At 44.7% G+C, this 13056-nt stretch carries 10 protein-coding genes; 2 read left to right on the top strand and 8 right to left on the bottom strand.

The window, feature by feature from the left end; all coding sequences use genetic code 11:
* Positions 1–81: 81 nt before the first annotated feature.
* The gene (locus H5073_RS12610; protein WP_182679921.1) at positions 82–1968 is read left to right on the top strand and encodes a S8 family peptidase; all 1887 of its coding nucleotides are present in this window, start codon (positions 82–84) and stop codon (positions 1966–1968) included.
* A 137-nt stretch (positions 1969–2105) separates the two neighbouring features.
* On the opposite strand, the gene H5073_RS12605 is transcribed toward H5073_RS12610, so the two are convergent.
* The 4 genes from H5073_RS12605 to H5073_RS12590 all read right to left on the bottom strand — a co-directional run bounded on the left by H5073_RS12605 (position 2106) and on the right by H5073_RS12590 (position 6421).
* Entirely contained in the window at positions 2106–2627 is a 522-nt protein-coding gene (locus H5073_RS12605) for an NADPH-dependent FMN reductase (protein WP_182679952.1), read from the bottom strand.
* A gap of 66 nt (positions 2628–2693) precedes the next feature.
* Positions 2694–3407 carry an RluA family pseudouridine synthase gene (locus H5073_RS12600; protein WP_182679920.1) on the bottom strand — a complete coding sequence of 238 codons (714 nt, stop codon included), beginning with the start codon at positions 3405–3407 and terminating at the stop codon, positions 2694–2696.
* A gap of 512 nt (positions 3408–3919) precedes the next feature.
* A complete protein-coding gene (locus H5073_RS12595) occupies positions 3920–4522 on the bottom strand; it encodes a hypothetical protein (protein ID WP_182679919.1) in 603 nt (200 codons plus the stop codon).
* Between the two features lie 609 nt (positions 4523–5131).
* On the bottom strand, positions 5132–6421 hold the full coding sequence (locus H5073_RS12590) for an NCS2 family permease (RefSeq protein ID WP_182679918.1): 1290 nt from the start codon (positions 6419–6421) through the stop codon (positions 5132–5134).
* Between the two features lie 874 nt (positions 6422–7295).
* Here H5073_RS12590 and H5073_RS12585 point away from each other — a divergent pair.
* A complete protein-coding gene (locus H5073_RS12585; protein WP_182679917.1) occupies positions 7296–8756 on the top strand; it encodes an aminoacyl-histidine dipeptidase in 1461 nt (486 codons plus the stop codon).
* Between the two features lie 174 nt (positions 8757–8930).
* Here the strand turns inward: H5073_RS12585 and rpsO are convergent, their stop codons facing one another.
* The 4 genes from rpsO to infB all read right to left on the bottom strand — a co-directional run.
* Positions 8931–9200 (bottom strand): 30S ribosomal protein S15, encoded by a 270-nt coding sequence (gene rpsO, locus H5073_RS12580; protein WP_182679916.1) that lies wholly within the window; start codon positions 9198–9200, stop codon positions 8931–8933.
* Between the two features lie 159 nt (positions 9201–9359).
* Positions 9360–10313, bottom strand: a complete 954-nt coding sequence (gene truB / locus H5073_RS12575; RefSeq protein ID WP_182679915.1) for a tRNA pseudouridine(55) synthase TruB — start codon at positions 10311–10313, stop codon at positions 9360–9362.
* Positions 10313–10741, bottom strand: a complete 429-nt coding sequence (rbfA, locus tag H5073_RS12570) for a 30S ribosome-binding factor RbfA (RefSeq protein ID WP_182679914.1) — start codon at positions 10739–10741, stop codon at positions 10313–10315. The genes truB and rbfA overlap by 1 nt, the downstream gene beginning before the upstream one ends.
* Before the next feature lie 70 nt (positions 10742–10811).
* On the bottom strand, positions 10812–13056 hold a 2245-nt coding region (gene infB / locus H5073_RS12565; protein ID WP_182679913.1), incomplete at its 5' end, for a translation initiation factor IF-2.

The following is a 13056-nucleotide window of genomic DNA, read 5'->3' as shown; positions in this document are numbered from 1 at the left end:
GATTTCTTTAAAATGTCATCAAGTCTCCTATTTTTAATGGGTCTCGAGGTCAATGGAGGCTTAATTAATATGGAGATCAATATGCAAACTAAACATAAAATCGCATTAGCCGTGCTTGCCAGCTTAAGCACTATGTCATTGCAAACCCAAGCGGCAGAACTACTTAGTATCGATAGCGCCAACGCTATCGAAGATCGCTATATCGTGGTATTTGACACCCCTAGCATTCTTAACGTGCAAGACGCTGCCGCAATGGCTGACTTTGCCACCATGCAAGGAAACAGCCTAGCAAACGAGTATAATATAAATGTTATCAACAACTTTGGCAGTGCACTTAATGGCGTGTTAATTAAAGCCAATGCAAAGCAAGTCAATGAGCTTCTCAATGACCCCAAGATTAAATACATAGAACAAGACCAGATGATGTCGATTTCGCCGCAGATAAGCGCAAGTGGCGATCAAGCAAGCCCGACTTGGGGCATAGACAGGATAGATCAACGAGACTTGCCACTTAGCAATAGCTACCATTATGACTTCGATGGTACTGGCGTCACAGCCTATGTAGTTGATACCGGGGTACTTAACGGTCACAACGAATTTGGTGGTAGATCAAGCAGTGGTTATGACTTTATCGATAATGATAGTGACACCACTGACTGTAATGGTCACGGTACCCATGTTGCTGGCACAATCGGTGGCTCCACCTATGGTGTGGCGAAGAATGTGAACATTGTTGGTGTAAGAGTATTAAACTGTAGCGGTTCAGGCAGTAACTCTGGGGTGATTGCCGGCATTAACTGGGTTAAAAATAACGCCTCAGGCCCTTCAGTTGCTAACATGAGTTTAGGCGGCGGCGCATCACAAGCCACCGATGATGCTGTCAACGCCGCTGTTGCTGCTGGCATCAGCTTTGTCGTTGCTGCTGGTAATGACAACAGTAATGCCTGTAACTATTCACCCGCTCGCGCCGCCGATGCTGTAACGGTTGGCTCAACGACAAGCTCTGATGCACGCTCTAGCTTCTCAAACTACGGTAGCTGTCTTGATATTTATGCGCCAGGCTCTAGCATTAAATCAGCTTGGTACACCTCAAACAGCGCCACCAATACTATTAGTGGTACGTCAATGGCGGCGCCACATGTTGCCGGTGTTGCCGCGCTTTATCTTAATGAAACCCCAAGCATGAGCCCAACTCAAATAACCAGCATGCTATCGAGCCGCGCAAGCAGCAATAAGGTCAGCGATCCTAAAACAGGTTCACCCAATGCTTTACTTTATTCATTGGCTGGTACTGGAGGCTGTGAACCAGATTGCCCGCCACCGCCTAGCGATACTGAACTTTTTGATGAACAATCCGTCAGTACAGCAGGTGCACAAGCATCAGAAACTTATTACTTTATTGATGTCCCCGCCAACGCATCAAGCCTTGCCGTTACCTTAGCCGGCGGTACAGGAGATGCGGATATTTATGTTAGCCAAGGCGTTAAACCAACCCTTAATAGCTATCAATGTCGCCCATTCAAGAGTGGCAATAATGAGAGTTGTAATTTCACCAACCCGGCTGCGGGTAAATGGTATGTGATGGTGCAAGGTTACTCAGTTTATGCCAATGCGAACTTAACCGCAGATTACGCAGTGGGCGGCGGCTCAACGTGTAATACTAGCGACTGCCTAGTTAATGGGGTTGCCAGAACGGGACTTGCTGGAGCCTCTGGCTCACAGACATTCTATAAGGTGATAGTACCAGCGAACCAAGCCTTAACGGTTGCCATGAGTGGTGGTGCTGGTGATGCCGATATGTATGTTAAAGCAGGGAGCCAGCCAACAACGGGCAGTTTTGATTGCCGCCCGTACTTAAATGGCAATAATGAAAGCTGCTCGTTCACTCCAACAGTAGAAACCACATATCATGTGATGCTAAGAGGCTACACGTCTTATTCAGGCGTGAGTTTAGTCGCGAACTATTAACACTTAACGACTAGCACTTAGCAAATAAACGGCTAAGACTCTGATACCTACTAGCGCAGGTTAATGATTATAAAAGTTAACCATTAAAAAACGCCGCATTTTGCGGCGTTTTGTTATTGCTTTTATTTTTAATAAGCTTAAATCAGTTTCATGATTTGAGTTAACTCAACCAAGAGTTTTGGTTCAGTGAGCACTTGATTTGTAGCATCGAATACATCAAAAAAGCTCGCTACACTGAGACTGCCTTTGATGTCGGCAGCAAAATAAGGTGCTGAATTAACCGCTTGAGCCAAAACACTGGCTCCGCCACGGGCGCCCGGGGACGTCGACAGGAACACACAAGGTTTATTCTGGAACACTTTGCCGTCTATGCGTGAGCACCAATCGAACAGGTTTTTATACGCGGCGCTATAAGTGCCATTGTGCTCGGCAAATGACACTAAAATAGCATCGGCGTTGGTTAATTTTTGCAAGAAATCTTTAGCCAACTGTGGCTGACCTAAGATTTGTTCTTTATCTTGGCTAAAAAGCGGCAGCTCAAAATCATTAAGGTCCAGTAGCTCAACCTCGGCATCAACAACAAGGCTTGCTGCAAAACCAGCCAACTGCTTGTTGATAGATTTACTGCTGTTACTTGCAGCAAAAGCGACTATTTTTATCGATAAACTCCATTTACACTTTCATTTAAAATAGCATTTAAATCATTACCTTGACTAACGTAGCACTTAAAACGGACAAGGACAGTGAATTTGCATTCTTTCATCCGTTAATGGATGAGTAAACGCCAGCGTTTGCGCATGTAGCATCATCCTAACAGGCTTTTTGCTGCCCTCAACTATGCCGCCATAGAGATCGCAACCTAAGATTGGGTGACCTATATGTTGGCTGTGCAGCCTAAGCTGATGCGTACGTCCAGTTATTGGCGTAAATTGCACTCGGCTCAAATCAGTTTGCTCACAATAGCTCAGCATTTGATACTCAGTCAGTGCCGTTTTACCCTCAAGCTCGCATATTTTAAGTCGAGGAAACAGCGCCGCATCTTTAGCAATGGGTGCATCTATCACCCCGCTGTCGGCGCTGAGCTTGCCCATTAATAACGCTTGATAAGTTTTGGTCACGCTTCGATGCTGAAATTGCTGAGTCAATAAACCATTAATGTGTTTATTACGTGCCACTAAGATGATCCCTGAAGTGCCAAAATCGAGGCGATGCAATAAGCGCGCATCGGCAAAGTCTTGCACTAACCTATAATGCACCGAATCTAAATTCAGTGGGTTTTTACCCGACAAACTTAGCAAGCCGCTAGGCTTATTAATCACTAGTATCGCCTCATCTTCAAACAAGATTTCAATCTGCGCTAAACAAGGCGGCGCAATAAAAGTGTCAATTACAGACGCTACAATAGGTGCCGCTGAAGACTTGGAAGGGACAAAAGACATAAAAAGCTGCGATAAAAAGATTTGCCCCAGTGTACCTAGTATCGGCAATCAAGCAAGTGCCCTTAAGATCACATGCTCTTCAATGAACAGACGTGAGCTAAAATGAAGTCACTGAAGTTTAAATTATCAATATAAATATCAAGCTTATAATCAAAAATACCTGTTACATTCTCTCTACTGGCTTACCATGGCATTCGCTCACCGACACGCGCAAGTATATCCCTATAGCTCGGCCGACCCGTCCATGGGGCGGACGGTCGTCTCGCAAACACTCATGGCTCACCTTTTCAATATTTGCGTATCTGTTAGCGATAAAGATCACAAACCTGGCTTTGCAAGCCATGTTTTATCTCCAGTAACTAATCTCACTCATTCTTGAACAAAATACGTTTAAGGAATAAGTTTTAACCTGTTTTTATAAAAGTTTACCCTGACCCCACTATTTTTTGCTATGCCAGGAGCATCATTGGTCCTTCGCAGGGGTACATGCAGAGTGGTGTGTGGCCTGGAGACTAGATACCTCCGGCTATCCGGTTATGTTGTTTACCTGAAATCCGGCTAGAAATTAATTCTAGTTGCTTACCCAAAAGACGGTCCCAATCTGATATTAATATACTGATTTCGGCTTCACGAAAAACTGTACCACTTTCATGATTGTCACTATATCCCATGACTTTTCCCTGACTCATAGCAAGGCGATTAAAAATAAAGCTATGTTCAGACTTTCCTCTGCCTCTGTTTGATGAATGCGCCGAAAAATCATTTCGATAAGCTACTACTTCAATGGCTTTTATTTCTATAATATTTTCAGATATGCCTAATTTTTCGCAAATAACCAATATTGCCTGTTGCTGCATATAGCAAGAATTTAGAACCCCATAAAAGAATAGGTACAGCTTTCCATTAGACTCCTTATTATAGTCAATTTGACAAAACTCATGTTTAGCTAATTGTGTGTCTTCTAACAAGTAGAAGGAATCAATTATTGAGTGATATGATTTCTCATCAGCTACTTTGAGGAACCTGATTAAATCTTCCGTTGTAGAATCAAATTCTTCAAATTCATCAGATATTGACCCACGTATTTCACATATAAGTTCATCAATTTTATTCAACGCGAAATCACCTTAAAACATAACGTCTTAGTATTTATGCCTTGTGCTGTCTGCTGGGTATAAATCGCGTGTTGACTCATTCCCAAATATGGCCTCTGCCACATCCATCTTATTCACTTATTCTGCGCTGTAGTCACTCTTCATGCTATAGGAATTTGCTTTCTCGGGGTATTTATTTTTGCTACTTGTGGGCTGGTAATTGCTTGATATCGTTTTAGCTTTATTACTTTATTTACCTCACTTGGTCTTACTGTAAAAAATCTGCTAAACCAGTACATCCATTGTTAAATATTTTAACGCTCTAGGGGTAACAATCAACTCGGTACACATGAGGCGAATCATGAGTACTTGCGCGACGACCGTCCATCCCATGGACGGGATGTTCGAGCCTCCAAGGACGGACGTGCGGCGTGTCGTAAAGCAGATACCATGATGAGCCTGTACGACTGAGTTTCAGTCATAAAGATGAAGTATTCGAATTAAACATTTATTGCAATGCAACCAATCGGTGAATTTAACAACCAGCGCTAAAACTCGTTAGCGCTGGTAAAGCAGCAGGAATAGCAATCAAGTGAGCTTTATTAGCCGAACTAATTTAATCACTAAAATTTAGCCATAAATAAACTTGGCCACGAACAAGGCGGCGACGAATAAAATGCCCCAATTGAGGTCGCTGAATTTCCCAGTCATGGATTTAATCGCCACATAAGAGATGAAACCAAACCCTATGGCGTTGGCGATTGAAAATGTCAGTGGCATTAATAAACATACCACCACCACAGGGGCCGCTTCGGTTAAATCATCCCAATCTACATTTACCAGCCCAGACATCATTAAAATGGCCACATAAAACAATACCCCAGCAGTAGCATAGGCTGGCACCATGCCTGCGAGTGGCGAAATGAAAAGTGCCGCTAAAAAAAGTAACCCAACGACCACAGCGGTTAAACCCGTGCGTCCGCCAGCGCTAACGCCTGCGGTACTTTCAATATAACTTGTGGTGGTTGAGGTGCCGAGCGCCGCACCTGCGATGGTGGCTAAACTGTCTGCGGTTAATGCGCGTTTGACTCTAGGTAAACGGCCTTTTTCATCAAGCAGTCCACCGCGCTGGGCGACCGCCACAAGCGTGCCTGATGTATCAAATAGGTCGACAAACAAGAAAGCGAAAATGACAGATATCATGCTCAGCTCAAGCACGCTTGATAAGTCCATTTTCATCAAGGTTGGCATGATTGAAGGCGGCATTGACACCAAACCTTGATAGCTCACATCACCAAAAATTAACCCTAAAATAGTAATCGCCATCACGCTGAAAATCACCGCGGCTTTTAAGCCTCGGTGCACCATGGCGATGATCAGAAAAAATCCTAAACAGGACATTAATGCCGCAAAGGAAGTGATGTCTCCCATGGTCACTAACGTGGCTGGACTTGCTACCACGATACCGGCACTTTTAAGGCCGATTAGCGCTAAAAACAGCCCTATTCCTGCGGCGATACCAAAGCGCAGCGACATAGGAATACTGTTTACTATCCATTCGCGAATTTTGACTAAGGACAACACCAGGAAACATACCCCAGACATGAAGACGGCGCCTAATGCCGTCTCCCAGCTGTAACCCATCTCCCCGACAACGGTATAAGTGAAGAAGGCATTAAGGCCCATCCCTGGCGCCAGTGCTATGGGGTAATTAGCCAAAAATCCCATCACAAAACAGCCGATGGCGGCGGCTAAACAAGTCGCCACGAACACAGCGCCGTGATCCATGCCCGCATCAGCCAGCATCATAGGATTGACAAAAATAATGTAAGCCATGGTTAGAAATGTGGTTAAACCGGCTACGGCTTCTTGTTTCAGGCTAGTCTGATGTTGTTTGAGTTTAAATAGTTTTTCAAGCATGAAACCCGTTCCTTAACGCAAGGTGAAGATCATAGCCTCAGAGACAAGTCTCAGATTATTGGCTGATCAATTTTTAAGAGCTGGATTATAAAGACTTATCTCTAAGATGTACGAAAGGGAGCCTAGTCGGAGGTCGAAATCAGAATTCATGAAAAAAAACAAAAAAAAAGCCCGCTCATAAGAGCGGGCGAGACAGATCATTTAGTATTCCCAATATGGGGAAGAGAACACTATTACTACCAAGGTAGCTGTATTAAAGCAGAATCCTACATTAATACATTTTGTCTAAAACACACCTTGAAACAAGGTGATAGAAAAGGTTGATGGATGTAAATCAAATCTAAGGAGGGTTAGACCTTAAATTTCATGGCGAATAAACCGCCACGCAAAGCATCAGTCTTTAACCAGCTGCTCTGCCAATAAATATTAGTGTTACCTGTGTACATAGTATTATCTCCAAATTAAAAGTTGTTTAAACCTAGTCAAAGCTTGGTTCAGTTCCGTGGAAAAAAATCCTCAATCCGTCGAGACAACTTGTCACTCAATTCCTTGGAGGCTATATCCATCCTGGATAAACTAGTGTTGAAAGGCTCGCTGCCTGCCAACGAAATGAATTATACAAAACTGTAAGTTTATTACAACCTTTTTTTTGATCTTTCTCTAACTATCGCCTTATTACGTCACTAACTTACGAGTAATGACTCTAAAAAATACCAAATATGGCATTTTAACAGCCTTTCTGTCGTTACATAAAAGCCACATTGATTGCTATGGTGTTTCACTGATACCGCATATCCGCGCTGTATAACTAGATAATTACGATTAGGGGTATGATAAACTGCCATCAAATTTTTCCACTTAATCCGGGAGCAACATGAGCGAGTTAACCCAACTATTTCCCCAACCATTATGGCAATGGTTTGCCCAGATCTGTGCTATTCCTCACCCATCGAAGCACGAGCAAGCGTTAAGTGCTTATATTCAGCACTGGGCCAAAGACAAAGGCTTGAGCATTGTCGAGGACAGTGTCGGCAATTTAATTATTAAAAAACCGGCTTTTGCTGGAATGGAGGATCGAAAGATAGTGGTGCTCCAGGCCCATCTTGATATGGTGCCACAAAAGAATGCCGATAAAGTGCATAATTTTGAAACCGATCCTATCGAGGCTTATGTTGACGGTGATTGGGTTAAAGCCAGAGGCACTACGCTGGGCTCAGACAATGGCATAGGCATGGCATCAGCATTAGCCATTTTAGGCTCAGATACGATTAAGCATGGTCCACTTGAAGTCTTGCTTACCATAGATGAAGAAGCGGGTATGACGGGCGCCTTTGGTCTTGAAGCGGGCATGCTCGAAGCTGAAATTTTAATTAATACCGACTCAGAACAAGAAGGTGAAATCTACATGGGCTGCGCCGGTGGCGTGGACGGTCAGATAAGCCTGCCTATGTCATGGCAGTCTCCTGAACAATCAAACTCTAGCTTCAGCTTAACCCTATCAGGCCTTAAGGGCGGACACTCTGGCGTTAACATACATTTAGGTCGCGGCAATGCCAATAAACTGCTAGCACGGTTCCTGTTTGATTATGCCGATGACTTAGCCATAGAGTTAGTAAGCTTTAGCGGTGGCTCATTGCGCAATGCGATACCTAGGGAAGCCAGCATCAGCTTTATGCTCCCTCCTGAAAACCTTAGCGCATTGAACCAAGCCATTGCAGCGTTCCAAGCGTTAGTGCGTGAAGAACTCGCCATTGCCGATCCTGACATGCTACTGACCCTAGCTGAAGTTCCTGCTCACACTAAAGTCATGGGCGAAGATTCACAAAATACCCTGATCGATTTACTTCATGTGTGCCCTAATGGGGTTATTCGCATGAGTGATGAAGTTGAGGGCGTAACTGAAACCTCATTGAATGTCGGTGTTATCAGCACTCAGGATGATAGCGTTGAAATATTATGTCTTATTCGCTCATTGATAGATTCTGGTCGCAGCGAAGTCACAGGCATGATCACAGCGCTAACTAACCTTGCTGGTGCTGATGTTGAGTTTAGCGGCGCCTACCCTGGTTGGAAGCCAGACACTAGCTCAGCAGTGATGGCTATTGTCCGTGACACTTACAATGATATTTACCACAAGGATCCAACTGTGATGGTTATCCATGCCGGTCTTGAGTGCGGCCTCTTTAAAGAGCCCTACCCAGCAATGGACATGGTCTCGATTGGACCAACCATTCGCTATCCTCACAGCCCAGATGAAATGGTGAATATCACCACTGTGGGCCAGTATTGGCAACTACTGCTAGCCGTACTAGAGCGTATCCCAGTAAGAGATTAATGCTAAGAGTTAGTCATAGTATTGCTGACTAAATAACAAAAGCTGCCTCGGGGCAGCTTTTTTGTTGGCGCACAAACGGTAGCTATATTGAGTGATTAAAAATTTGCCAATAAAAAAGGAAGCCTAAGCCTCCTTTTTTACGGTTTGCTTCAACTCATCGAGCTGAACATCGAATTAACGACGTAAACCTAACTTCTGGATCAACGCAGTGTAACGTGCATTGTCAGTACGCTTAAGGTAAGCAGTAAGCTTACGACGCGCGCTAACCATACGTAACAAACCACGACGTGAGTGGTGATCGTGGATGTGCGTCTTGAAGTGACCTTGAAGGTGGTTGATTTGAGCTGTTAACAAAGCTACCTGAACTTCAGTTGAACCTGAGTCGTTTTCGCCACGGCCAAATTCAGCTAGGATTTTTGCTTTTGCTTCAGTACTTAGTGACATGTGTATCTCCAAAATATATAGAATGTATCTCTAGCCGATCACTAACTCAGCCAGAGGGCGCATTATTCTACCCATAAAGTGAGTTAGGTGCAATTAAAAAAGCCCACTTAATGTGGGCTTAATAGCTCAAGCTAATTGGAGTTTTCCCACTCACTGAGTTTACTCTGGCGATTCTTCAGCTGGAATAACAATCAAGCGCTTAGGTGCAAGCAAACCATCGTCATTCATTATCCCAATGCCAACAAACTTACGCTGTTCACCAATAGTGATACGCACTAATACGTCAATTTTAAGTCCCGCAGCTTGCACAGCTTGACCTTGCATCACGTAATAGAGCATGGATTCTGGCAAGTTAATCTCAGGGAAATTAGCCACAGCGGTATCCATAGGCAATAGCAAAGGATCAAGTAACTCGCCTACGGCTAATTCCTGCTGCTGCGCTTGAGTTACCAGGGCTTCAAGATCTGCAAGGCTTACCATTTTATCATAAGGATAGTCAGCCACTTGGGTGCGGCGCAGCATGATAACGTGAGCACCACAACCTAGCATTTCGCCTAAATCATCGGTAATAGTGCGAATATAAGTGCCTTTAGAGCAGTGAATATCTAAAGTTAACTCATCGCCTTCAAGCTTAATAAAATTCAGCTCAAATACAGTAATGGGACGCGCTTCCCTTGGGACTTCAATGCCTTCACGGGCATATTTGTACAAAGGCTGACCTTGATACTTAAGGGCTGAAAACATTGAAGGCACTTGCAGGGTATCACCACGGAAATGCTCAAGCGCCGTTTCAAGCTGAGCCTGAGTAAAATTAAGCTCACGGGTTTGCACCACTTCACCGTCTGAATCGCTGGTGTCGGTGCGCACCCCAAGTTTTGCCGTCACTAAGTAACGTTTGTCGGCATCTAAAAGATGCTGAGAGAACTTGGTGGCTTCGCCTAAACAGATAGGCAACATACCTGTCGCTAATGGATCGAGCGCCCCTGTATGGCCGGCTTTATTGGCGTTAAAAAAACGTTTTACTCGTTGCAGTGCATAGTTTGAACTCATGCCTGTGTCTTTATCGAGTAAGACTATACCGTCGATTTGGCGACCTTTGGAGCGACGTGCCATTAATCTGTATCCTTTTCTTGCTCTACAGAGCTTGAAGTGTCGTCTTCACGGCCCGCTTGCTTTTGCTTAGCTTTGTCGTTGGTAATAACCTGACTCACTAAGTTAGACATGCGCATACCTTCGACTAACGAACTGTCATAGATAAAGCGCAGCTCAGGCATAACGCGCAGTTTCATCCGTCCTGCAACCAAGGTACGCACATAAGGTGCTGCTGCGGTCAAGGCGGCAATCTTCTGCTCAACCAAAGTTAAGTCTTCTTCATAGAAGGTTACAAACACTTTGGCATAGCTAAGATCACGGGAAACATCGACATCATTGACAGTGACAAAACCAATCCGAGGATCTTTCATATCACGTTGTAAAATAACCGCTAACTCCTGCTGGAGCTGTTGGGCTATACGTCTAGTACGACTAAATTCTTTTGCCATAATATTGTGCCATATTGTTAATCAACAAGGGCGGCTAATGCCGCCCTTAGGATGTTACAAGACCCTAGAATTATAAGGTGCGTGCGACTTCAATGGTTTCGAAGACTTCAATCTGGTCGCCTACGCGAACGTCATTGTAGTTCTTCACACCGATACCACATTCCATGCCATTACGAACTTCTGTAGCATCATCTTTGAAGCGGCGTAATGACTCAAGCTCACCTTCATAGATAACCACGTTGTCACGTAGAACACGGATTGGCGCGCTGCGCTTAACGATACCTTCAGTCACCATACAACCCGCAATTGCGCCGATCTTAGGAGACTTAAACACGTCACGAACTTCAGCCAGACCGATGATCTGTTGCTTAAATTCTGGAGCCAACATACCGGTCATTGCAGCACGAACTTCATCAATTAGATTATAGATGATGCTGTAGTAACGTAGATCAACACTTTCAGCTTCAATTGTCTTACGCGCTTGTGCATCAGCACGAACGTTAAAGCCAACCATGATAGCGTTAGAGGCTGCGGCCAATGTTGCATCAGTTTCAGTTAGAGCACCCACACCGCGCGCTATGATGTTCACTTTCACTTCAGCAGTAGATAGACCCGTTAACGAATCACAAATTGCTTCAAGTGAACCTTGAACGTCTGCTTTAAGCACGATGTTAAGTTCTTGAACTTCGCCTTCTTCCATGTTCGCAAACATGTTTTCAAGCTTAGACTTCTGCTGACGAGCAAGCTTAACATCACGGAACTTGCCTTGACGATAAAGTGCAACTTCACGGGCTTTACGCTCATCACGAACGACTGTGGCTTCATCACCAGCCGATGGTACGCCAGAAAGACCTAAGATCTCAACTGGGATAGATGGGCCAGCTTCAGTGATTGGATGACCATTCTCGTCTTTCATTGCACGGATTTTACCGTACATTAAACCACAAAGAACGATATCACCTTGACGTAAAGTACCTGACTGAACCAATACAGTTGCTACTGGACCGCGGCCTTTATCGAGTTGTGATTCAATAACCACACCGGCAGCCATGCCTTCACGAACCGCTTTAAGTTCAAGAACTTCAGACTGCAACAAGATGCCTTCTAATAGTTCATCTACGCCTTCACCTGTCTTAGCTGATAGGTGAACGAACATGTTGTCACCGCCCCAATCATCTGACATTACGCCATGCTGAGACAATTCGCTCTTAACACGCTCAGGATCTGCATCTGGCTTATCCATCTTGTTAATCGCAACGATTAACGGCACGTTACCTGCTTTAGCATGTTGAATTGCTTCGATAGTCTGAGGCATTACGCCATCATCTGCAGCAACAACCAAGATAACAATATCGGTCGCCTTAGCACCACGAGCACGCATAGAAGTAAACGCGGCGTGACCCGGTGTATCTAAGAAAGTGATCATGCCATTGTCAGTTTCAACATGGTATGCACCGATATGCTGAGTAATACCACCGGCTTCGCCAGCAGCAACTTTCGCACGACGTATATAATCGAGTAATGATGTCTTACCGTGATCAACGTGACCCATGATAGTCACAACTGGTGCACGTGTTTCTAACTTAACGTTATCGTCACGGTCGCCAAGTACTTGCTCTTCTAGTTCGTTTTCACGAAGTAGAACAACCTTGTGACCCATCTCTTCTGCAACCATTTGTGCAGTTTCTTGATCAAGAATTTGGTTAATGGTAACCATTGAACCCATCTTCATCATCTGCTTGATGATTTCAGTGGCTTTAATCGCCATTAAATGCGCCAATTCAGCAACAGACACAGTCTCGCCGATGCGAACGTCGCGGCTTACCGCTGCGACCGGCTTGTTAAAGCCATGAGCCATAGACTGAGGTGCAGTACTGCGGTTACGCATGTGCTTTTCACGACCGTCACGGGCATCTTTACCGCCACGCTTCTTGTTGGTCGGCTTATTGCGAGCACGACGGCCACGCTTTTCATCGTCCATATCTGAACTATCTTCAGCAGCACGAGCCACTTTAGAGGTAGTAACATGGTGATCGCTGTTCTTTTCAGCTTCAAGACGCGTACGTTCTTCATCTGCCCAGCGCTTAGAGTTAACTTCAGCTAATTTCTTAGCTTCTTCAGCAGCTTTCGCCGCTTCCTCTTTTTGCTTTTGAGTCATTACTGCTTCTTGAGTTGCTTTAATACGCTCAGCTTCAACTCTAGCGGCTGCAGCTTCTGGCGTTTCAGCTTTTACTTCTGCTTTCGGCTTAGGTGCTGGCGCTTGAGGCGCTTTTTCCTTGGCTTTGCTAGCTTCTGCTTTTGCTTTTGCTTCTGCT

Source organism: Shewanella sp. SR44-3 (assembly GCF_014163735.1).
Taxonomy (GTDB): domain Bacteria; phylum Pseudomonadota; class Gammaproteobacteria; order Enterobacterales; family Shewanellaceae; genus Shewanella.
The sequence above is the reverse complement of the archived record's forward strand: the minus strand, read 5'-3'. Positions and strand labels throughout refer to the sequence as shown.